Annotated in this window: 23 protein-coding genes and 1 riboswitch; of the genes, 3 read left to right on the forward strand and 20 right to left on the reverse strand. The window is 37.2% G+C overall.

Annotated features, from left to right (window positions below; all coding sequences use genetic code 11):
* Window positions 1-31 precede the first annotated feature (31 nt).
* The 10 genes from metQ (AB3X49_RS07330) to AB3X49_RS07375 form a co-directional block, all read right to left on the reverse strand.
* Window positions 32-835, reverse strand: coding sequence for a methionine ABC transporter substrate-binding lipoprotein MetQ (metQ, locus tag AB3X49_RS07330; protein WP_367961261.1), 804 nt, complete (start codon window positions 833-835; stop codon window positions 32-34).
* Window positions 836-906: 71 nt separating this feature from the next.
* Window positions 907-1719 carry a methionine ABC transporter substrate-binding lipoprotein MetQ gene (gene metQ / locus AB3X49_RS07335; RefSeq protein ID WP_060749346.1) on the reverse strand — a complete coding sequence of 271 codons (813 nt, stop codon included), beginning with the start codon at window positions 1717-1719 and terminating at the stop codon, window positions 907-909.
* A 22-nt stretch (window positions 1720-1741) separates the two neighbouring features.
* On the reverse strand, window positions 1742-2407 hold the full coding sequence (locus AB3X49_RS07340) for a methionine ABC transporter permease (RefSeq protein WP_002129754.1): 666 nt from the start codon (window positions 2405-2407) through the stop codon (window positions 1742-1744).
* Window positions 2400-3425, reverse strand: coding sequence for a methionine ABC transporter ATP-binding protein (locus tag AB3X49_RS07345; protein WP_002089382.1), 1026 nt, complete (start codon window positions 3423-3425; stop codon window positions 2400-2402). Before AB3X49_RS07345 ends, AB3X49_RS07340 begins: the two co-directional genes overlap by 8 nt.
* A gap of 309 nt (window positions 3426-3734) precedes the next feature.
* Window positions 3735-3842, reverse strand: a riboswitch (SAM riboswitch).
* A 125-nt stretch (window positions 3843-3967) separates the two neighbouring features.
* Complete coding sequence (locus tag AB3X49_RS07350; protein ID WP_002015939.1) at window positions 3968-4312, reverse strand: hypothetical protein; 345 nt, start codon at window positions 4310-4312, stop codon at window positions 3968-3970.
* 152 nt (window positions 4313-4464) lie between these two features.
* A complete protein-coding gene (locus AB3X49_RS07355) occupies window positions 4465-4773 on the reverse strand; it encodes a thioredoxin family protein (RefSeq protein WP_002015940.1) in 309 nt (102 codons plus the stop codon).
* A gap of 3 nt (window positions 4774-4776) precedes the next feature.
* On the reverse strand, window positions 4777-5121 hold the full coding sequence (locus AB3X49_RS07360; RefSeq protein ID WP_000640865.1) for a toprim domain-containing protein: 345 nt from the start codon (window positions 5119-5121) through the stop codon (window positions 4777-4779).
* Window positions 5122-5736: 615 nt separating this feature from the next.
* Entirely contained in the window at window positions 5737-6120 is a 384-nt protein-coding gene (gene gcvH / locus AB3X49_RS07365; RefSeq protein ID WP_000026895.1) for a glycine cleavage system protein GcvH, read from the reverse strand.
* A 41-nt stretch (window positions 6121-6161) separates the two neighbouring features.
* Window positions 6162-6527, reverse strand: a complete 366-nt coding sequence (locus AB3X49_RS07370; RefSeq protein ID WP_060749347.1) for an arsenate reductase family protein — start codon at window positions 6525-6527, stop codon at window positions 6162-6164.
* Window positions 6528-7175: 648 nt separating this feature from the next.
* The gene (locus AB3X49_RS07375) at window positions 7176-7703 is read right to left on the reverse strand and encodes a hypothetical protein (RefSeq protein WP_353825615.1); all 528 of its coding nucleotides are present in this window, start codon (window positions 7701-7703) and stop codon (window positions 7176-7178) included.
* A 144-nt stretch (window positions 7704-7847) separates the two neighbouring features.
* On the opposite strand from AB3X49_RS07375, the gene AB3X49_RS07380 reads away from it, so the two are divergent.
* Entirely contained in the window at window positions 7848-8495 is a 648-nt protein-coding gene (locus tag AB3X49_RS07380) for a phosphatase PAP2 family protein (protein WP_002129758.1), read from the forward strand.
* 54 nt (window positions 8496-8549) lie between these two features.
* Here AB3X49_RS07380 and AB3X49_RS07385 read toward each other — a convergent pair whose 3' ends face one another.
* The 9 genes from AB3X49_RS07385 to AB3X49_RS07425 all read right to left on the reverse strand — a co-directional run bounded on the left by AB3X49_RS07385 (window position 8550) and on the right by AB3X49_RS07425 (window position 19071).
* Window positions 8550-9563, reverse strand: coding sequence for a PTS sugar transporter subunit IIC (locus AB3X49_RS07385; protein ID WP_002089394.1), 1014 nt, complete (start codon window positions 9561-9563; stop codon window positions 8550-8552).
* A 22-nt stretch (window positions 9564-9585) separates the two neighbouring features.
* Window positions 9586-10536, reverse strand: coding sequence for an L-lactate dehydrogenase (locus AB3X49_RS07390; RefSeq protein WP_483298769.1), 951 nt, complete (start codon window positions 10534-10536; stop codon window positions 9586-9588).
* Between the two features lie 247 nt (window positions 10537-10783).
* Window positions 10784-11032, reverse strand: a complete 249-nt coding sequence (locus tag AB3X49_RS07395; protein ID WP_002015950.1) for a spore coat protein — start codon at window positions 11030-11032, stop codon at window positions 10784-10786.
* A 13-nt stretch (window positions 11033-11045) separates the two neighbouring features.
* The gene (locus AB3X49_RS07400) at window positions 11046-11231 is read right to left on the reverse strand and encodes a hypothetical protein (RefSeq protein ID WP_002089398.1); all 186 of its coding nucleotides are present in this window, start codon (window positions 11229-11231) and stop codon (window positions 11046-11048) included.
* A 143-nt stretch (window positions 11232-11374) separates the two neighbouring features.
* Window positions 11375-12088: a CPBP family intramembrane glutamic endopeptidase gene (locus tag AB3X49_RS07405; protein WP_002068003.1), complete on the reverse strand. Its 714-nt coding sequence runs from the start codon at window positions 12086-12088 to the stop codon at window positions 11375-11377.
* Window positions 12089-12485: 397 nt separating this feature from the next.
* Entirely contained in the window at window positions 12486-13208 is a 723-nt protein-coding gene (locus tag AB3X49_RS07410) for an MBL fold metallo-hydrolase (protein WP_367961267.1), read from the reverse strand.
* A gap of 116 nt (window positions 13209-13324) precedes the next feature.
* Entirely contained in the window at window positions 13325-15109 is a 1785-nt protein-coding gene (locus AB3X49_RS07415) for an acyl-CoA dehydrogenase FadE (RefSeq protein ID WP_002089410.1), read from the reverse strand.
* Between the two features lie 386 nt (window positions 15110-15495).
* Window positions 15496-16668 (reverse strand): acetyl-CoA C-acetyltransferase, encoded by a 1173-nt coding sequence (locus AB3X49_RS07420; protein ID WP_060749352.1) that lies wholly within the window; start codon window positions 16666-16668, stop codon window positions 15496-15498.
* Window positions 16669-16689: 21 nt separating this feature from the next.
* Window positions 16690-19071, reverse strand: a complete 2382-nt coding sequence (locus tag AB3X49_RS07425; protein ID WP_367961269.1) for a 3-hydroxyacyl-CoA dehydrogenase/enoyl-CoA hydratase family protein — start codon at window positions 19069-19071, stop codon at window positions 16690-16692.
* Between the two features lie 237 nt (window positions 19072-19308).
* Between AB3X49_RS07425 and AB3X49_RS07430 the strand changes: the two genes are divergently transcribed.
* Both AB3X49_RS07430 and AB3X49_RS07435 read left to right on the forward strand, forming a co-directional pair.
* On the forward strand, window positions 19309-19455 hold the full coding sequence (locus AB3X49_RS07430; RefSeq protein ID WP_080448040.1) for a YuzL family protein: 147 nt from the start codon (window positions 19309-19311) through the stop codon (window positions 19453-19455).
* 97 nt (window positions 19456-19552) lie between these two features.
* Window positions 19553-20392, forward strand: a complete 840-nt coding sequence (locus AB3X49_RS07435; protein WP_033713142.1) for a D-alanyl-D-alanine carboxypeptidase family protein — start codon at window positions 19553-19555, stop codon at window positions 20390-20392.
* Window positions 20393-20414: 22 nt separating this feature from the next.
* Here the strand turns inward: AB3X49_RS07435 and AB3X49_RS07440 are convergent, their stop codons facing one another.
* A complete protein-coding gene (locus AB3X49_RS07440; RefSeq protein ID WP_002015957.1) occupies window positions 20415-21332 on the reverse strand; it encodes a proline dehydrogenase family protein in 918 nt (305 codons plus the stop codon).
* Window positions 21333-21389: the final 57 nt, after the last annotated feature.

The following is a 21389-nucleotide window of genomic DNA, read 5'->3' on the forward strand; positions in this document are numbered from 1 at the left end:
CTGGATGATTCCCAGTCCTTCCCAGCACCTATTAATTTACTGGAAGTACAGCACCTTTATATTCTTTATTGATAAAGTCTTGAATTTCTTTTGAATGCAATACGTCTACTAACTCTTTAATTTCTTTTTTCTTCTCGTCACCTTTACGAACTGCGATAATATTTGCATAAGGAGAGTCTGATCCTTCAATTGCAATTGCATCCTTTGTTGGATTTAATTTCGCATCAATTGCGTAGTTTGAATTAATAAATAAAGCATCACCTTCATTGTTTTCGTACAGCTTCGGTGAAAGTCCAGGTTCTACATCTGTTTTAAACTTTAAATTTTTCGGATTTTCTACAACATCTTTTACTGTTGCTTTAACAACATCTACACCGTCTTTTAATTTAATAACGCCGCCTTTTTGTAACAATGCGAGCATACGGCCACGCTCCGCTACGTTATTACTCATAATAACTGTTCCGCCATCTGGAAGCTCTTTTAAACTTTTATATTTCTTAGAATAAATGCCCATTGGCTCTAAATGGATTTTTCCTGCGTTTACAATTTTATATCCCTTTTCTTGAATTTCTTTATCTAAGTAAGGAATGTGCTGGAAGTAGTTCGCATCAATTTCTTTATCCGCTAACGCTTTATTCGGCAGAACATAGTCCTGAAATTTTTTAATCTCTAATTTAATACCCTTTTTCTCTAATATCGGCTGTGCTTTCTCTAAAATAACAGCGTGCGGCACGTTAGAAGCTCCAACAACAAGCTTATTCTCCTCTTTCCCCCCGCAAGCGGCTAATGTAAATACAGATAATGCTGTAACAACTGACAATAGAATCTTTTTCATATGATGTCCCCTTCTCCCCTATAGTTATGTAGTAAAAAAAGGACCGGCATACACCAGCCCTTTTTCCGCAATTATTCTTTTACAGGAACAACTGCCCCTTTATATTCTTTAGTAATAAAGTCTTCAATTTCTTTAGAATGCAGTACTTCTATAAGAGCTTTAATCTCTTTTTTATCTTTATCGCCTTTACGAACAGCTACTACGTTTGCGTATGGAGAATCATCGCCTTCAATTGCAATCGCGTCTTTTTCTGGGTTTAATTTCGCATCAATTGCATAGTTAGAATTAATTAGAACAGCGTCGCCTTCTTTATTGTTATACACTTGTGGCAATAGACCCGGCTCGATATCTGTTTTGAATTTTAAGTTTTTCGGATTATCCGCAATATCTTTTGGAGTTGCTTTAACTGGCTCTACTCCGTCTTTAATTTTTAAAATACCTTCTTTTTGTAAAATTGCTAAACCACGACCATGATCAGTAACAGAATTACTCATAATAATTGTCGCCCCGTTTGGAAGTTCTTTTAAGCTCTTATATTTTTGAGAATACACACCAATCGGTTCTAAATGAACTTTTCCTGCTATTTCAAAGTCATATTTCTTATCTTTAATCTCTTTTTCTAAATACGGAATGTGCTGGAAGTAGTTTGCATCTAATTCCTTATCCGCTAACGATTTATTTGGTAATACGTAGTCTTGGAATTTTTTAATTTCTAGCTCAATTCCTTTTTTCTCAAGTAACGGTTTTGCCTTTTCTAAAATTTCAGCGTGCGGTACGTTAGAAGCACCAACAACAAGTTTCTTTTCATCTTTATCTTTCCCGCCACAAGCAGCTAACCCAAAAATTGAAGTTGAAATAAGTGCTGTAAGTAATAATTTTTTCATTTGAAATATCCCCCTGTTTTCATTATCTTTTATCTATTCGAGTCGTTAAACTATCACCAATCCACTGAATTAAAAATACAACGAGTAATACACAAATTGTCGCAACGATTGTTACATCGTTATTTCCACGCTGGAATCCCTCTAAGTAAGCAAGTGTTCCAAGACCACCAGCACCAACAACACCTGCCATTGCTGTATAGCCTACTAAAGCAATTGTCGTTACCGTAATACCAGATACTAAAGCTGGTAACGATTCTGGAATTAATACTTTCAAAATGATTGTGCTTGTTTTTGCTCCCATCGCTTTTGAAGCTTCAATTACACCTTTATCAATTTCACGAAGTGCGATTTCAACCATTCTCGCGTAAAATGGTGCCGCTCCAATAATTAAAGCTGGCAGCGCTGCACTCGCTCCGAGAATTGTTCCAAGAAGAATCTTTGTGAATGGGATTAATAAAATAATTAAAATGATGAACGGTATAGAACGGAAAATGTTTACGAACGCTCCAATCACCGTATTAATCGCTTTATTTTCCCATAAATTATCTTTCGCTGTCATAAAGAGTAATAATCCTAAAATAAGTCCTAAAACAAATGTGGCAAGCGCTGCGATTGCCGTCATATATAACGTTTCACCAGTTGCTTCTAACATTTGATTCCAATCAATATTTGCGATTAACTTATCCATGTGCAATCACCTCCAGCTCTACTTGATCTTGATGAATCCCTTCTATTGCTTGCTGGATCGCTGTTTCTTCACCATTTAAATGAACGACTAAACTTCCGTAAGAGCCGTTATTCGTTTGCGCGATATTTCCTTGCAAAATGCTAACTTCTATATCACCGCGCTGCATTAACCTTTGAAGTACCGGTCTTTCTACCGCTTCACCGACAAACTGCAAACGAATTACTTTTCCATCTGGATACTTTTCTATTAAACTTTCAATCGTTTCATTCGTATCTTCAGAATCAGTTAACTGCTGTACAAATCGTTTTGTAATGTCTTGCTGTGGATTACGGAATACGTCAAGTACTGGACCCGTTTCTACGATCTTCCCTTTCTCCATTACAGCAACTCGATTACAAATTTTGCGAATAACGTGCATCTCATGCGTAATCAATACAATTGTTAAGCCGAGACGCTTATTAATATCTAACAATAAATCTAAAATTTGATCTGTCGTTTCCGGATCAAGAGCTGACGTTGCTTCATCACATAAAAGTACTTGTGGATTATTTGCTAACGCTCTTGCAATCCCGACGCGCTGCTTTTGTCCACCACTTAACTGAGATGGATATGCGTCTCCTTTTCCTTCTAATCCAACGAGATGAATTAACTCATCAACACGTTTTCTTCTCTTTGCCTTATCCACACCCGAAATTTCAAGTGGGAATTCGATATTTTCGCGTACAGTTCGTGACCAAAGTAAGTTGAAGTGCTGAAAAATCATTCCGATCTCTTGTCTTGCCTTACGAAGTTCACTTCCTGTAATTGCTGAAATCACACGATTCGCAATTGTAATTTGGCCAGACGTTGGTTTCTCTAACTGATTAAACAATCTAATTAAAGAACTTTTCCCAGCGCCACTATATCCGATAACACCAAATATTTCGCCTTTCTCTATTTGTAAGTTGGCGTTATCTACAGCAGTGACATCACCGCTTTTTGCCTTATATATTTTCTTTACATTTTCTAATAAGATCATGATGTTCACCCCTTTTTTGATTAAAAAGCGTAAGCGGCTCGTTTAGAACAAGAGGACGTTGGAATCCCAGACGTAGAGGCGCTTTTTGCCTCATAGGAAGGGATGAAACGACCGACTGTTCTAGCCGCTGGAGCTGGATTTCATAAAACTTTGGATAGACTCCGCAATTTTTTTATTTTTGATGCGTGTAGTCCATCGTTATAGCTCCTCTTATTATTTGAATGTCCTCCGCATTCAAACGACAAAAAACCTTTCCGCTTCTAGAGAAGCAGAAAGGTTTATATGCGTATATAACAACATTATCCCTCTCTCTCATCTCTCAAAGCATTTGCTTTGCAGGAATTGGCACCATTTCAACATAAGTTGACGGTTGCCGGGCTTCACAGGGCACAGTCCCTCCACCTCTCTTAATAAGAGAAATCAGATTAAATTTTCGTCTGATTTAAAATTTATGAAATTGTCTATATTTTATGAATTGAATTGTATCAATATCCACACGCTCTGTCAACAGAAATTTTCGTAAAAAAAGAAACTTCAGAATTTTAAGCTCCGACTGACATCGGTTTACATATATGAAACATCGATTCAACTAATAACATCGTTCGATACGTTCCAGAATATTGTACCCGTCCATCACTCATTAACTTTTGCAACCTCATATTTCCAGTCACTAATTTTTGTACATCCTCTTCCTCTAAACAAACGATTTGTTCCGTTCCTCTCGCCTCTTTCAAAAGTTCTATATAATCTCTTGAAATTTGTAACGAACAGCATTCATCTCCAAAACGAAAATTAACAGTTCTTTCTCCTTGCCTTAAAAGCGGTTCTAAATGATATTGACCATTAGCGTAATTTACAAATGATTGAAGCAAAGAATATAATTTCATCCTAAACCACATCCCTCATATCACTTTCTATTACATACCATTCCCTCTTATTAAAGGGCAATCCTGTTATTTTCGCTCGACAAATACTGTATCTATCACGCATGTCGACATATTTCCCAAGAAATATGTCGAGGCGGCAAAAACTTTGCCGCCTACTTTAATTCCGTATATAAATATTCAACCGAATGAAATGCATATATTTTCTTCATCAGTGTCCCATTTTCAAAAATAAGTAAACACGGTACACTTTCTATCCCATACTCTTTCGCTAAATGCGGGGCATAATTTAAATCTAACATTCCAATTTTCAAATCTTCAATCGTCATCTCAACGACCGTTAACATCTTCTTTGCTAATTGGCATGTTCCACACATTGGTGTATACACATATAACACTGTTTTTTCTTCATTTCCTATTAGGGCTGTAGCTTCGGCACCTGTCCAATCAATCACTTCTATCATTCCTTACCGTAAATATTCTGTATAAACGTCAATGTCTGCTCCCCATAATACATTTGCTAAATGTGAAGAAGGTGCAGTCGCCACCTCGCGATACGAGCGATCAATATAAATATGCTCTGCTTGCGGAAATTCTTTTCGGAATTGTTTCCTTAACTTTTCTCCTGCATCATCAGCATCCACTAGCACATATACGTCCTTATCAAAAAATTGATCAATGAGCTCATCCATTTTCGACAAACCAATTGTACCATTTGTACAAACAATTTCCACTGGTTCACGAATAATAGATTCAATCTTTCTTCTATCCGATTTACCTTCTACAATAATGACTTTTTCCACATAAATCATATGTCATCACCCGATCACCATATACTATACAACCTTTAACTTAGTATATAGTATATTCGTTATTTTCATGTTGTTTCCTGTTTATTTTTGCAAAAGAAAAGCGCAAGCGGCTTGCTCAGATTGTGAGGGGGATGGAGCTTCTGACGTAAAGGCGCTTTTTGCCTTGTAGGAAGAAGCGAAGCCACCGAACAATCTAGCCGCTGGAGCTGGACAATAACGAAAAGCGGAACCGACTGTTTAGCCCTGTTGGCTAAGGTTCTTTCGTACAGAAGACGCTTTTTTGTCTTCTCGTACGGAAGGTTCTTAGACATGAAGGGCTAGGAGGTGGAACTAGACAATGAAAAGCGCAAGCGGCTCGCTCAGAACAAGAGGGCATTGGAACTCCTGAACTAGAGGCGCTCTTTGCCTCAAGTGAAGGAGTGAAATGACCGACTGTTCTAGCCGCTGGAGCTAGACAATGAAAAGCGCAAGCGGCTCGCTCAGCATGAAGCCTCCATGAAAAAAGTTTTTCAAAAACGTTCTCCTACATAATAATTAATATATATGTTTTTAAATTCATTATGTACACAACATAAAAAAGGACAGCACAAAGGCTGTCCTTTTCTTCGACTATAATTAGTCTTGGTTTGTCATTTCTGCATATTTTTCTGCAGTTAATAACTTCTCAACTTGGCTTGCATCAGAAAGTTCAACTTTAACCATCCATGCACCCTCGTATGGAGATTCGTTAACTAGTTCTGGTTGGTCACTTAATTCTTCGTTTACTGCTACAACTTTACCACTTACAGGTGCGTATAATTCAGAAACTGTTTTAACAGATTCTACGCTTCCGAATGGCTCGTCAGCTTGGATTGTTGCACCTACTTCAGGAAGTTCAACGAATACGATATCGCCTAACTCACCTTGCGCAAAATGAGTAATACCGATAACAACCGCATTACCTTCTGTTTTTACCCATTCGTGTTCTTCAGAGTAACGTAAATTATTTGGAATGCTCATGACTGTACCTCCAGTGAATGTATTAATTATGTAAAAATACCTTATTGGTACTTTTTCCACACACTTTCAAACTGCTCTTCGTTAAAACCAAGTGTTACACTCGTTCCATCTGTTACAATTGGACGTTTAATTAACATGCCATCAGATGCTAAAAGCTCATACATTTCTTCTTCGCTTGCATCCTTTAACTTATCTTTTAAACCAAGTTCGCGGTAACGCATTCCACTTGTATTAAAGAATTTTTTTAATGGTAATTCACTTTTCTCATGTAAATTACGTAAATCTTCTTTTGACGGTGGATTTTCAACAATATGAATCATCTCATATGCTACATCGTTTGCCTCAAACCATTTCTTTGCTTTTTGACATGTGCCACATTTTGGATATGAATAAAATGTTACTGTCATAAATTCACCTACTTTTTTACTAACCTTTACCTTTATCATATAGAAAACATTTTATTATTTCAAACGATTATTCGCTAAACTTTTACTTATTTCGTGATAATTTTTAATAATCCTGCTAATTTTTCTTATTTTTCCGCCATTTATTAAGAAAAAATAAATATATAATTTTTTTAAAATTTTTTCTCATCCCACGCCGAACATATATCTTAAACAAACGTTTGATTAATTTCATATTTTTCTACCTCAACCTTTGGAATACGTAGATTCTTTTATACCGAACATATACCTTAAACAAACGTTTGATTAATTTCATGTTTTTCTACCCCAACCTTTGGAATACATGAATTCTTCCATACCGAACATACCTCTTAAACAAACGTTTGATTAATTTCATGTTTTTCTATATCACCTTTGGAATACATGATTTTCTATACCGAACATATATCTTAAACAAACGTTTATCCCGCATTAACGGGCAGTAAGACTCCCACCTCGAAATTCGGCAAATGCGAGGAAGTTAGGTGGGAGATAACTGCCCGTAAAAGCCTGATTGGTGCGGTCTAATAATCAGTGTGGATGGACAAAACCCCCACTGATTAAAGTTTCACTTTATTTAAACAATAAGAAGCCCTTTTACAGGCTCCTTCATCATCGACTTAAATAGTCCGAAATGGTTTGAAACACTACTATATACATATTATGAATACTTTCTTCTGTATTTCCACCATTCGATAAACCTACTCCCCATTGTTGCCCTTCGCCACTTCCAATATTTGCAAAACCTTGCGCGTACATAGCATTTACATCTTTTGGTGCACTGTTATACTCTATATTTTTTGTAATAAAAGTCGAATATGATTTATCTTGTAAGCCAATAAAAAACACTGGTTTCTTTAACGATAAAAATAAATCTTTATACTGCTCTTTCGAAGCTTCTTGAAAGTGCTCTTTCATTATTAGAAAACCATCTACTGCTCCAGATTCCTTTTTCAGTTCTTCTAACTTAACGTTTTCAAACTTTATATTTCTAAACGTATCTTTCGGCTTTTCACCAACAACTCCAATTACGAGTGCTCTCCCGTTGTATTCTAATTTCTCTCCTTCTTTATCCTTTGCACACCCAGTACTCACTAGGCATAACAATATAAAAACTAAGAAATAAAATGAACGCTTCATATAGCACCCTCCCCCTCTTTTAAGTCAAGTGACAAAAATGTAAGGTGAATTCAAGAAAATGTAAGTAAAATCGATAGCCCAATTGGATTTTCTATATTATAATCAATTGAATTTATTTACATTACTAAAACATAGGAGATTATCATGAAGAAATTTAAACTTTCATCTCTTCTTCCGTTAAGTTATATACTTCTACTCGTACTCGTAAGTCCCCTTTACGATGTATTAAATAAATCTACTGTTCACGCAGTAGATGTCACAACTGTAGTAGATGATTGGATTCCATTTGTGAAAGCATTTATTATTCCTTACTTACTTTGGTTTCCATACTTATACGGTGCACTTATTTATTACTGTTTTGCTGATCGAAAGCAATATTATGTCACTTTAAGTAGTGTAATTCTTGGAAAACTTGCTTGTTTTTCGATTTATTTTTTTTGGCAGACAACTGTACCACGCCCAACCGTCGTTGGAACAGACGTATTTTCCGAACTAGTCCGCTATATTTATAGTATTGATCATCCAGTAAACTGTTTCCCAAGCATTCATGTCCTTACGACATTTGTAATTATGTTAGCTGCCTTTAAGCGTAGAGAACAGCATACTTTGGAATATTACATCCTTACTTTCTTCGGTACGCTTATTATTTTATCAACATTATTTACGAAGCAGCATGCATTTGTAGACGCCATTTCTGGAATGACGCTCGCAAGCGTACTATACTTCGGTGTCCAGCTCTTATTAGCAAAAGAAACCGTACGTGTTCCAGTAAAACAAAATCAAAAAATGTAAAAAGCAGACTGTGGCTTCAGTCTGCTTTTATCTATTATTAAGGAGATTTTCAAATTAAGATTGCGGTACAGTCATATCACCAGAATGAATACGACCTGCTTTTTTAAGAGCAATGTACAGTATATAAGAAACAGCTACTGGAATGATGATATAAGTGATTACCATCGCTGGGACAACTTCCCACCCTTGGCTGGAAATTAAATTAATTGGTGCGATAAGAGAGCTTAATCCAAGACCTGCAATTTCTTTTCCTGCTTCCAGTTGGAAAATTAGTGCCGATACTGGGCCAACTATTGCACTGGCGACGACAGTTGGGACGAGAATCATTGGATTTTTAGTAATGTTCGGTAACTGCACTTTTGGAGTACAAAGTGCCTGAGCTAATATGCCGCCTAAGTTATTTTCTTTCGCTGAAATAACAGAAAATCCGATAAATTGAGCAACACATCCTGCAAGTGCTGCACCGCCTGCAACACCATCTAAGCTAAGCGCTATCGCTAACGCAGCTGATGAAGCTGGAGAGATAAGTAACAATCCCCAAACTACAGCAATCACGATAGAAGCGATAAACGGGCTACCAGCTGAACTATCTTTAATGAATGCTCCAACTGTATTTAAAACTGGGCTAATATTCTGAGCTAACCAAATACCGACTAAACCAGAACCTAATATTGCTGCAAATGGAACGAGCATCATATCTAAAGCAGTTTTTCCACTTAATCGTTTACCAATATAAACTGCTAGAGTCGCTGTTAATAATGCACCGATTGGTTCACCTGTTTTAATGATGAGACCAGCTTCAGTAATTGAAATTGAACCAGCTCCAATTGCTCCAGCTACCATCGCTGAGAAAATTACGAGTCCGTTTGCACCGAGCATAAAGGCAATCCCGGCTCCAATTGCTGGTGCCATAAGTGATTTTGCAACAACTCCGATTGTAATAAGTAATGGTATATCAACAATTCTTCCTATATTTTCGATCAGTAAACCAATTCCAAGGGATACGAAAATACCCTGTGCGATTCCGGCAGAAGCTTTAAACACACGAGACATTATATATTCCTTCATTTGTTTCACCTTCTCCTATAATTTAGTAACCAATTGTTTTCATATAATCGCGTAAAACATCGTTTGATTTTGCAAAGCGACTTTCTTCATCTTCTGATAAGTTTAGTTCTACCACTTCTCTTACACCGTCTCTAGTAATAATTGCTGGTACTCCTGTACAAATATCATATTCGCCATATTCACCATCTAAAATAGCTGAAACAGCGATAACACGGTGATCATCATTGAAAATTGAGCGAGCAATATAAGCTAAAGAATTTCCGATTCCGTAATAAGTAGTTCCTTTGCGCTTATAAATTTCCCATCCAGCTTTTGCAGTCTTCTCAACAATTTCATCTAAATCTATTTCACCAAATTGGTCTTTTTTCTCTTCTAAAATTTGTAAAATCGATTTTCCACCAACAGTTACGTGAGACCAAGCAACCATTTGAGAATCACCATGTTCTCCTAATGAATACCCATGAATACTACGAGGGTCTACATGTAACATTTCAGATAAAATTGTTCTTAAGCGAGAAGAATCTAGTGATGTACCTGTACCAATCACACGATTTCTAGGTAATCCAGATAGCTTCCACACTTGATATGTAATAATGTCAACTGGGTTCGATGCGAGTAAGAAAATGCCATCAAATTCACTTTCCATTACGCCGCCAACAACACCCTCCATAATCTTAGCGCTGGCTCCTAAAGTGTCTAAACGACTTTGTCCAGGCTTCGGCGCTGGTCCTGCTGTAATAATGACAATGTCCATATCTTTGCAGTCTTCATAACTTCCTGCATATACTTTTGTTCTTGTATTTGTAAAGTTAATGCAGTGCGATAAATCCATCGCTTCTCCAACTGCACGTTCATGATTTATATCAATTAACAATAGCTCTTCGCAAATCCCTTGGTTTACAATGGAATACGCACAGCTTGATCCAACTAATCCAGTACCGATAATTGCAATTTTTCTTGTGTTTCTATTCATAGCAATCTCTCCTAATTGATCATGTAGTCTATTTCCTTCGTTCTTTACACCCCTAATTATAGAGGTTCTCACGATAGAAACCATGGATACTTTGTGAAATATTGAGCAAAGTTTTTGTCCTTTTTGTGAATTGTCATATTACATTTTCGTCATATTTGTTACAACCGGAAAAATATTTTTTATGTATTTATTGACATATACCAAACAAAAAAACGAGCGAATCCATTCGCTCGTTTTTTTCATCACACTATTCCGCACTTAATTGACTTTTCAATTGCTGTACAATCATTGGATTAGCAGGCGCTGCCGGTTTGTAATAACTCTTTTGCTTTGCATATTCATACATATTACGTTGACGCATCTCATCTTGATTACGAATTTGAATTAACGTTTGATGTAACTGTTCATTATCAGACTGAGAAATATAATTTGCATAACTTGTTAAACTTGAGTTTAACCCTGCTAAATAATCATTTACCATATCTTTTTCATTCATTTCTCTCTTCCTCCTATCCTAGAAAAGTCATTAATTGTTGTTTCGTATTTCGTGCATCTTGTGCATCCTTCTCAAGCATTTGCTTTAGCTGTGGGTCCGTACAAGCCTGTGCATACTGTTCCAATTTGTTAATAATCGTCGCATGTCCACCAATTAAATGACGTAAGTTTTCAACTTCAAGCTCTGTTAAGTTTTGCATATAACATACCCGCCTTTCTTTGTTCATTCATCATTAGTATTTGGTTCTTTTTGGATTGTATTCATTAACTTTTCCCACATATAAACAAAATAAAAGATGAATAGCTAGGCCATTCATCTTTTCTGCTAAATATTCATTCAATTTTATAAAGAAACAATCATACTTATACTCACAAGTAGGTTCCATACAATATGTAAAATGATGCTAGGTACAATAGATTGTGTTTTCTTATATAACATAGCAAATACAATCCCCATAATCATTGCCGTAATCGGAAAACCACCATGAAGAATCCCAAAGATGAAGGAAGAAATAATGGTACCAACTAGAAAACTATATTTCTTTTCAAAAAATCGATACAAAATACCTCTATATAAAATTTCTTCTTTAATTGGTGTAATTATAGCAACACTTAACACATATATAATACTTTGTAGACTATTTTGAAGTCCTAAGCTCCCTAATTGATCTCGTTGCTGCTCTGCACTTTCAAAGCTAAACAACTCTAACATTACATACTGAGTTAATGCAATGATGATAAAACCTATTAATAAATACAAGTAGGTTTTCCCATTTTTTAAAACAGATACATCCCAAATGTTCTTAATAAAATGAAGCACTGGTTTATAAGCAAATAAAACAATAGTAACAACAGCTGCATCAAATAGAAGTAAATAATATCCCTCTAAATTAGCACGTAATACCTCTTCTCCAAAAATTCCAAGGGCTAAAGCAAGGAATAATCCCCCTAAGAGTGAGAACCCTAGAATGCTTGCAATCGTTACAACTAGATTTTTATATGTTATGTTATCTACTTCTCTTTCTGCATTATACGCGTCTAATACTGCTTTTTTCATACTATTCCTCCATTTGTTTTCATTACCTTAACAAAAACCCTTAATGCAAATATATAGATAATATAACGAAATTTTCAAAAAGAATAATATGCAATTTTACATATCATGAAAACTTTGTATTATATAGTTTTTGGAACTAGATTACTATAGAATAATTATTAGATGGAATTCCAAAAATTTCTTATCTATCCACCATAACCCTCGCATCATATAAAACTTATTAATTAAAGGAGAAATGAACATGAAAACACATGACTTCCTTACAGAAATCCAGAAGGGCTCTGAACCTAATCCCTATCAAGACCCTATCGCATTTATTTTCCTTTGTTTTTCCTTAGCCATATACACATTTTTAAAACCAGCAAAATAATATCATCTAGCAAAAAGAGCCTCAAAATTATTTGAGGCTCTTTCTAGTTAAATTCCTTTCTGCTTCTTCAATCGCTAGTTTCATGCGTAGCAAAGGGTCTTTAATCATCTTTCCGTGCCCTGTCGCCAATATAGATGGTTTATATTCCAGCAATTTTTGAGCGCTTGCCAAGGCAGTTTCTGCATCCCAAGTCCCAAACACAGGAAACGGAAAGAGCCACTTTATTTGTCCTGCGACCGCCACTCCTCCTTTAGTTTGAAATGCATCTCCAACAATTAGTGCATCGTTCCTCGTATCTAAAAACACCATTGAACCTGGTGTATGACCTGGAGTCTCAATCGCTAAAAGAGAACCAATCTGATCACTCTCTTGAAGAAGAATATCTGGAATCGTCTTTATCTTTTTGGACACACCCACTTTTATCGGTGTGTTTCGTTCTCCATTTTGCAGTGCCCTATCTCCTTCAAGTAAATGAGCATCTCTTTTAGAAATATAAACCGTAACATCCGGCAGCTCTTGTTTTATCGCATCAAGTGCTCCTATATGGTCATCATGCGCATGTGTAATAACAATATTCGTAATCGGTTTCCCTATTTTTCGAGCCGCTTCTAAAATCTTCATTGCACAAAATGGTAAAGCTGCATCAATTAAAGTTAATCCTGTTTCTTCTTCAACAAAATAACAGTTAATCGGAAATAAACGTGGTAAAAATGCGATTTGATGAACTGTTCCTACTTTTATTACCTTCATCTCCTTTACCTCCATTAAAAAAATCCGTTTACAAATACATATGTAAAACAGCCCTTCTCAAGAATCCATCGATAAAAAAACCAGCAGCCACAAGGCTACTGGTTCCCACTGTTCTATTAAACTGTGTAACGCTCATCTTCTAAAATTTTTGCAGCGATTTCACGTTTCTTCGGAATTACGTTAAGTGGTGTGTGGCGAGTTAATTTACGTAATGATGATAACATCATGCGCAGCATGTCGCCGTTTTCAACTGCGATAAGTGTTTCTTTCGCATCTGCTTCGATTTCGTTGAATGCTTCTTGGCAGAATACTTCAGTGTATAACACTTTTTGTTTATTCTTTTCAAGACCAGTTGTTTTAATTGCTTTTTCTGTACGAAGAAGAGCTGATTCCATTGCGTAAAGATTGCTTACGATGTCAGCGATATTCACAAGAATTTCTTGCTCTTTATCTAATGCTTTACCGTATTTTTGAGCAGCTAATCCAGCTACCATTAAGCCGATTTTCTTCGCGTTCTTTACTAAATATTTTTGAAGTGCTAATGGCTCATCGCCTACTTCTTCTGGCATCATCATCATTAACTCTTCTTGTAATTTTTGTGCTTTTTGAAGAAGTGGTAATTCACCTTTCATCGCTTTACGTAAGAACGTACCTGGTACGATTAGGCGGTTAATTTCGTTCGTTCCTTCGAAAATACGGTTAATACGAGAATCGCGGTACATTCTTTCAATCTCGTACTCTGCCATAAATCCGTAACCACCGTGAATTTGAACACCTTCATCTACTGTATAATCTAGTACTTCAGAACCGAATACTTTATTTAAAGAGCACTCGATTGCATATTCAGCGATAGAAGCTGCTACTGCTTTACCGTCCTTTACTTCTTCTTCAGATAATGTGCTCATGCGGCTTTCGAATAAACCTACTGTACGATATACAGAGCTTTCAGCTGCATATGTTTTCGCTGCCATATTCGCAAGTTTCTCTTGAATTAATGGGAAGCGAGCGATTGGTTGTTTGAATTGTTGACGTTGATTTGCATATTGTGCTGAAATTTCTACTGCACGTTTCGCAGATCCAACTGTACCAACACCTAATTTATAACGACCGATATTTAAAATGTTGAACGCAATAATATGACCTTTACCGATTTCACCAAGTAAGTTTTCTTTCGGTACTAACGCATCTTCTAAAATTAACGTACGAGTTGAAGAACATTTAATACCCATTTTCTTCTCTTCAGGGCTTGTAGATACACCAGCGTAGTCTTTCTCTACGATAAATGCTGAGAAGTGCTCACCGTCTATTTTTGCGTATACGATAAATACGTCAGCAAATGCAGAGTTTGTAATCCATTGTTTTTCACCATTTAATACGTAATGCGTACCTTCTGCATTTAAACGTGCAGTTGTTTTTGCACCTAATGCGTCAGATCCTGAACCTGGCTCAGTTAATGCGTATGCAGCTAATTTTTCACCAGTTGCAAGTAGTGGTAAATATTTTTTCTTTTGCTCTTCGTTACCGAATAATACGATTGGTAAAGATCCGATACCAACGTGAGCACCGTGAGTGATTGCAAAACCACCAGCGCGCGAGAATTTCTCTGCGATTAACGCTGAGCTTACTTTATCAAGACCAATTCCGCCGTACTCTTCTGGTACGTCAGCGCCTAGTAAACCAAGTTCACCAGCTTCTTTTAAAAGACGCACAGAACGATCAAATTCGTGTTGCTCTAAATATTCAAGCTCTGGAAGAACTTCATTTACGATAAAGTCCTCTGTCGTTTTTGCAATCATTTTATGCTCAGATGAAAAATCTTCTGGCGTAAATACTTGATCAATCGTAATCTCCTCTACTAAAAAGCTACCGCCTTTAACCGCATTTCCTACTGTTTTTTCCATGAAAATTTCCTCCTTCATATTTTCATAAGCCGCTTCTCTCATTTTGAAAGAAGCTGGCTCTCATTTTTTTTATAAACCTTTGTTGCTTCCATTCTTTGCTTTAGCGCCCTCTTGTTCTGAGCGAGCCGCTTCCACTTTTTTTATATAATCCAGTTCCAGCGGCTAGAATGTTCGATGGCTTCACTTCTTCCTATGAGGCAAAAAGCGCCTCTACGTCTGAAGCTCCATCCCCCTCACATTCTGAGCGAGCCGCTTCCACTTTTTTTATAATCCAGTTCCGGTGGCTAGAACAGTCGGTCGTTTCACCCCTTCCTGTGAGGCAAAAAGCGCCTCTTCGTCAGGGCTTCCAACGCCCTCCTGTTCTGAGCAAGCCACCTGCACTTTTTTTATAGTAATTCAAATACTCCCGCTGCTCCCATTCCGCCACCGATACACATTGTTACGATACCGAATTGTTGGTTGCGACGTTTCATTTCGTGAATAAGAGATAGTGTTAGTTTTGCTCCTGTACAGCCAAGTGGATGTCCAAGTGCGATTGCACCGCCGTTTACGTTTACTTTTTCTTCATCTAGACCAAGTTCACGAATAACTTGGATAGATTGAGAAGCGAATGCTTCATTTAGTTCAAATAGACCGATATCAGATAGCTCTAAACCAGCTAATTTTAACGCTTTCGGAATTGCAGCAATTGGGCCGATTCCCATTACTTCTGGTGGTACTCCAGCTACTGCGAATGAACGGAATTTTGCAAGTGGCTTCATGCCATCGCTCACTGCTTTTTCACGATCCATTAATAGTACAGATGCTGCACCGTCACTCATTTGTGAAGAGTTACCAGCCGTTACAGAACCGCGAACGTTAAATGCTGGACGTAATTTACCTAAAATGTCTAGCGTCGTCTCCGCTCTTACACCTTCGTCTTGTGCGAAAATGATTGTTTCTTCTTGCAGTTTGTTGTTTGATCCAACCGAGCGTAACGTCACATCTACAGATACTGTTTCATCCGCAAAGTTCCCTACAGCTAATGCTTTCGCAGCACGTTGATGACTTCTTACTGCAAATGCATCTTGTTCTTCACGAGAAATTCCATATTTCACAGCAACTTGCTCTGCTGTATGCCCCATACCCATATAATATTCTGGTGCTGCTTCTACAAGGCGACTATTCGGACGAACAACGTGTCCCATCATTGGAACTAAACTCATTGATTCCGCTCCGCCTGATAATACAGCTTCAGAGTGACCAAGCATAATGCGCTCTGCTCCGTAAGCGATACTTTGTAAACCTGAAGAACAGTAACGGTTAATTGTAATAGCTGGAACATCGTAAGAAAGTCCTGCTAGCCCGCCGATATTACGAGCCATATTTAAACCTTGCTCTGCTTCTGGCATCGCACAACCGAAAATTAAATCATCGATTGGTCCTTCATAATTCGCACGCTTTAACGTTTCTTTTACTACTAACGCCCCTAGATCGTCAGGACGAACTGTTTTTAATGAACCCCTCTTTGCTTTTCCAATTGGTGTTCTTGCTCCCGCAACAATGACAGCTTCTCTCATGAACGATATCTCCCCTCGTTATTAGTTACGTAATGGTTTTCCTTTTACAAGCATGTGCTGCATTCTTGCTTGTGATTTCATCTCACTTACTAAGCTAATAAATGCTTCACGTTCTACATCTAATAAATACTGCTCATCAACTTCTGTTCCGTACGGCACTTTTCCGCCCGCAATGACATATGCCAGTTTCTTCGCAATGTGCAGATCGTGTTCAGAAATGTAACCTGATAAATGCATTGCCTCTGCACCAAGTACAAGCGCTGCATATCCTGTCTCACCAACAACTGGTATCTTTTTGCGGATAGGTGCTTTATAACCTGCTTCATATAAAGAAAGTGCTTTTTGTTTCGCATCATATAGTAAGTGATCACCATTCACACTAATACCGTCTTTATCGCCTAAGAAGTTGTTCGATACAGCTTCTTGTGCTGATGTAGAAACTTTCGCCATCGCTACAGATTCGAATACTTTATTCGCAACTTTTTGTAAGTCGAATTCTACACCGTTTGCCATTTTGTTTAAGTGTTTAATGTATAACTCTTTGTTACCGCCTCCGCCAGGGATTAAGCCAACACCTACTTCTACTAAGCCCATATAAGTCTCACTAGAAGCTTGAATGCTCGCAGCTGGTAAGCAAACTTCTGTACCGCCGCCAAGCGTCATACCATATGGCGCCGCTACAACTGGCTTAGAAGAGTACTTAATTTTCGTCATTGCATCTTGGAAGTTTTTCACAACCCACTCAATTTCAAAGTAGTTGTCGTCTTGTGCTTCCATTAAGATCATTGCAAGGTTCGCACCAACGCAGAAGTTCTTCGATTGGTTTCCGATAACAAGACCTTTATAATTTTTCTCTACTTCATCAACAGCGTAGTTAATCATTTGCGTAATATCCATACCGATTGCATTGCTCTTCGAATGGAATTCTAAGCAAAGGATACCATCGCCTAAATCAATTAAGCTCGCTCCGCTATTTTTCTTTAACACACCGTTTTTCTCTTTTAACTGCTTAAGAGAAATTGCTTTTTTGTTACGTTCGATTAGCTTATATTCACCATTGTCGTAATAGTAGCTATCGCCGTTATCATGTTTATAGAAAGTAGTGAAACCTTTCTCTACCATTTCTTTCACCCAAGTAGGAACATTTGCGCCGTTTTCTTCCATCTTTTGAACAGACTTTTCAACGCCGATTGCATCCCAAATTTCGAATGGTCCTTGCTCCCATCCAAAGCCCCATTTCATCGCTTGGTCAATTGCAACGATATCGTCAGCAATTTCTTTATGAAGTTTTGCAGAGTATAAAAGAGTTGGTGTGATAATATTCCATAACAACTCTCCTGCGCGATCTTTCGCGTATACAAGCGCTTTCAATTTATTCGCTAATCCTTTTTCTTGCTTACTTAACTCTACGGATGCAGCTTTTAATTTTTTGCGCGCTTCGTATTCCATCGTTTCTGTATTTAATTCTAAAATTTCTTTTCCTTGTTTTAAGAAGAAGCCTTGACCCGTTTTACTTCCAAGCCATTTTTTATCAAGCATGTCATGCATGAAAGCAGGTACTTTAAATACATCACGCTCTTCTTCTTGTACATTTTCATATACGTTATTTGCAACGTGTACAAATGTATCTAAACCAACAACATCTAATGTACGGAACGTTGCGCTCTTCGGACGACCAATTAATGGACCTGTTACAGAGTCAACTTCTCCAACGCTATAGCCGCGCTTAATCATTTCTTGTAATGTTACAAGCAAGCCATACGTACCGATGCGGTTTCCAATAAAGTTTGGTGTGTCTTTTGCGATAACAACGCCTTTTCCAAGAACGTCTTCGCCAAATAGTTTCATGAAGCTTAATACTTGTGGATCAGTTTCTTTCGTCGGTATTACCTCTAGAAGTTTTAAATATCGTGGTGGGTTAAAAAAGTGTGTTCCTAAGAAGTGTTTCTGGAAGTCGTCTGAACGACCCTCTGCCATTTTTTCAACGGAAATGCCTGATGTATTTGAGCTCACAATTGAGCCTGGTTTACGAACAGCATCTACTTTTTCAAATAGTTTCTTCTTTATATCTAAGTTTTCAACTACTACTTCAATAATCCAATCTACATCAGCTAGACGCTCAAGATCATCTTCTAAGTTACCTGCTTCAATCAGTGCTAAATTTCCTTTCACTGTCAGAGGAGCTGGTTTTTGCTTTAATAGTTTTTGCACAGCCGTATTACTAAAACGATTTCTCACACTTTTATGTTCTAATGTAAGTCCCTTCGCTTCTTCTTCTTTCGTAAGCGCAGGTGGTACAATATCAAGCAATAATGTCGGAATACCAATATTAGCTAAGTGTGCCGCAATTCCTGAACCCATTACGCCTGAACCTAGAACAGCAGCCTTTTTAATTTGGAACATCCATTTCTCCCCCTATTCTTGAATGAATGCTCATTCAATTTTTCGACATAAGTCGCAATCAATGAGTGAGCCTCTACTAATAAATATATGATACAGTTTGAATTTTCGCAATATATTTATTGATAAAATTTTCTGAAATAAATATATTTCTTTCATTTGGCTATGCTATACATGTGTATTTTCTTCATTAAAATGCACTTTTCCTTTTTATAATCTGACGAAACTGGAGGAATATATATGGCAAAACTTAAGAAGAACCCTTCAAAAGCTGGAATTAGCGCAGCAAGCGTAACTGGAAATGCAGGCCCGCATAATCAAGGTGTTGAAAAAGGGCGTCAAAGTAATAACCAACAATATAAGAAGCATAATATGGGCGAAAAATAACGCTATATTTTTGGGCAGAGAACGTGGCATAATGATTAATGGCTGCTTTTTCTGCCCAATTTATTTGTACATATGGAAAACAAAAGAGGGAACGACGATGAAACGAACAATAATCATGATTGTAATGATTGCCACACTATTTACAGGGATGATTTTCTTCTCTTATGCACAAAGGCAACAAGTTGTAAGAGCAGATCAGCCTAACATTACTGGGCAATACGGGATTACAATCGATGCAGACACAGGTGAAATTTTGTATGGAAAACGGGAAGATGAACGCTCTTATCCGGCTAGTATAGGGAAAATGATGACTACCTTACTCTTACTAGAAAATGTGAAAGAAGATGAAGAAATTACGGTTACAGAGAATGCGATTAAAACGGAAAGTCAAAGTAAGAAGATTAAGCTTCGCGCGGGTGAAAAATTAAAACGTGATGAGGCATTAAAACTTATGCTTATTATTAGTGCAGACCCAATCGCTGAGTCAATTGCAGAACATATCGCAGGATCAAAAAATGAGTTTGTGAAAATGATGAACGCTAGAGCGAAGGAACTTGGGACAAAACATGCGACTTTCAAAAACGCAAGCGGTGCTGATGCACTTGGAAATAAAGTATCACCATATGACATTGCTATTATTACGAAAGAAGCCTTGAAGTATCCGATCGTTTTAGAATATATGAATTCAATACATACAACACTACATACTTCAGAGCGATCTCCAAAAATCGCAAACTATGGACGAGAAGAACTATATGACGATCCATATGCGATTGGAAGTAAAAGCGGTTTATCAGCTCTCGGAAAATACACAGTCGTAACAGTTGATGAAAAAGACGGTAAACGCGTCATTAACGTCGTGTTATCTTCTACTCGTACGCAGCTATATCCTGATACGAAGAAAATGGCGCACTACGCATTTCAGCAATTAAAATAACCAAGGAGTATTTTCTCCTTGGTTATTTTTTGATCATACCTTTTAATACGAACGCAACGTTTGCTGGACGTTCTGCTAGACGGCGCATGAAATAGCCATACCAGTCGTTTCCATAAGGCACGTAAACGCGCATTTTGTAACCTTCTTTTACTAGCTCAAGTTGACGCTCTGTACGAATACCAAATAACATTTGGAATTCAAATTGATCCCTTGGAATGTTATGTTCTTCCGCAAGTTTTTTCGTATATTCAATAATCGCTTCGTCATGCGAAGCAATTGCAGTGTAATTTCCATTTAATAAGTGCATTTTAATAATTTTTTTATAATTGTCATCTACATCTTTCTTTTCCGGGAACGCTACTTCTTCAGGTTCTTTATAGGCCCCTTTTACAAGACGTAAATTAGGATTATAAGCGTTTAAATCTTCAATATCTTTTTCTGTACGATATAAATAAGCTTGAATAACAGTACCAATATTATCGTATTCAGATTTTAATTGTTTAAAGATATCAATTGTTTTTCCGCAGCGCGTATAGTCTTCCATATCAATTGTAATAAACACACCATTTTCTTTTGCAGCTTCTAAAATACGGCGCATATTGTTCATTACGATTTCGTCAGAAATATCTAATCCCATAGAAGTCATTTTTAAAGAAAGCTGCGAATTAAGACCTTCTCTTCCAATTGCACGAATCGCTTCAATCGATTCGCTAGCCATTTCATTTGCTTCCGCTTCGTTATCAACGAATTCACCTAAATAATCGATTGTTACACAAAGACCTTGCTTATTTAATGCTTTAATTGCAGCTGTCGCTAATTCAATCGTTTCCCCTGCGACGAAGCGACCTGCACCAAAGCGTAAACCGTACTTTTTAGCCAGTTTTGTTAGCGCTTTATTTTTAGATAAGAAAAGAAACGAATTTCGCATTAATTGTTCCATGTAATTCACCCCTACGACTATAATTTATCTGTTTTTTACCCCTCTTCGAAATTATAT

It is taken from the genome of Bacillus sp. C30 (assembly GCF_040838255.1).
Lineage (GTDB): Bacteria > Bacillota > Bacilli > Bacillales > Bacillaceae_G > Bacillus_A > Bacillus_A mycoides.

Excerpts from the sequence above, each read along its gene's own strand:
- AB3X49_RS07390 (WP_483298769.1), bottom strand. The coding sequence starts at position 10,536 with ATGAATAGAAACACAAGAAAAATTGCAATTATCGGTACTGGATTAGTT.
- AB3X49_RS07380 (WP_002129758.1), top strand. The coding sequence starts at position 7,848 with ATGAAGAAATTTAAACTTTCATCTCTTCTTCCGTTAAGTTATATACTT.
- AB3X49_RS07400 (WP_002089398.1), bottom strand. The coding sequence starts at position 11,231 with ATGCAAAACTTAACAGAGCTTGAAGTTGAAAACTTACGTCATTTAATT.
- AB3X49_RS07340 (WP_002129754.1), bottom strand. The coding sequence starts at position 2,407 with ATGGATAAGTTAATCGCAAATATTGATTGGAATCAAATGTTAGAAGCA.
- AB3X49_RS07415 (WP_002089410.1), bottom strand. The coding sequence starts at position 15,109 with ATGGAAAAAACAGTAGGAAATGCGGTTAAAGGCGGTAGCTTTTTAGTA.
- AB3X49_RS07410 (WP_367961267.1), bottom strand. The coding sequence starts at position 13,208 with ATGAAGGTAATAAAAGTAGGAACAGTTCATCAAATCGCATTTTTACCA.
- gcvH (WP_000026895.1), bottom strand. The coding sequence starts at position 6,120 with ATGAGCATTCCAAATAATTTACGTTACTCTGAAGAACACGAATGGGTA.
- metQ (WP_367961261.1), bottom strand. The coding sequence starts at position 835 with ATGAAAAAGATTCTATTGTCAGTTGTTACAGCATTATCTGTATTTACA.
- AB3X49_RS07425 (WP_367961269.1), bottom strand. The coding sequence starts at position 19,071 with ATGTTCCAAATTAAAAAGGCTGCTGTTCTAGGTTCAGGCGTAATGGGT.
- AB3X49_RS07370 (WP_060749347.1), bottom strand. The coding sequence starts at position 6,527 with ATGACAGTAACATTTTATTCATATCCAAAATGTGGCACATGTCAAAAA.
- AB3X49_RS07360 (WP_000640865.1), bottom strand. The coding sequence starts at position 5,121 with ATGATTTATGTGGAAAAAGTCATTATTGTAGAAGGTAAATCGGATAGA.
- AB3X49_RS07430 (WP_080448040.1), top strand. The coding sequence starts at position 19,309 with ATGGCAAAACTTAAGAAGAACCCTTCAAAAGCTGGAATTAGCGCAGCA.
- AB3X49_RS07440 (WP_002015957.1), bottom strand. The coding sequence starts at position 21,332 with ATGGAACAATTAATGCGAAATTCGTTTCTTTTCTTATCTAAAAATAAA.
- AB3X49_RS07405 (WP_002068003.1), bottom strand. The coding sequence starts at position 12,088 with ATGAAAAAAGCAGTATTAGACGCGTATAATGCAGAAAGAGAAGTAGAT.
- AB3X49_RS07385 (WP_002089394.1), bottom strand. The coding sequence starts at position 9,563 with ATGAAGGAATATATAATGTCTCGTGTGTTTAAAGCTTCTGCCGGAATC.
- AB3X49_RS07350 (WP_002015939.1), bottom strand. The coding sequence starts at position 4,312 with ATGAAATTATATTCTTTGCTTCAATCATTTGTAAATTACGCTAATGGT.
- AB3X49_RS07435 (WP_033713142.1), top strand. The coding sequence starts at position 19,553 with ATGAAACGAACAATAATCATGATTGTAATGATTGCCACACTATTTACA.
- AB3X49_RS07345 (WP_002089382.1), bottom strand. The coding sequence starts at position 3,425 with ATGATCTTATTAGAAAATGTAAAGAAAATATATAAGGCAAAAAGCGGT.
- metQ (WP_060749346.1), bottom strand. The coding sequence starts at position 1,719 with ATGAAAAAATTATTACTTACAGCACTTATTTCAACTTCAATTTTTGGG.
- AB3X49_RS07375 (WP_353825615.1), bottom strand. The coding sequence starts at position 7,703 with ATGAAGCGTTCATTTTATTTCTTAGTTTTTATATTGTTATGCCTAGTG.
- AB3X49_RS07355 (WP_002015940.1), bottom strand. The coding sequence starts at position 4,773 with ATGATAGAAGTGATTGATTGGACAGGTGCCGAAGCTACAGCCCTAATA.
- AB3X49_RS07420 (WP_060749352.1), bottom strand. The coding sequence starts at position 16,668 with ATGAGAGAAGCTGTCATTGTTGCGGGAGCAAGAACACCAATTGGAAAA.
- AB3X49_RS07395 (WP_002015950.1), bottom strand. The coding sequence starts at position 11,032 with ATGAATGAAAAAGATATGGTAAATGATTATTTAGCAGGGTTAAACTCA.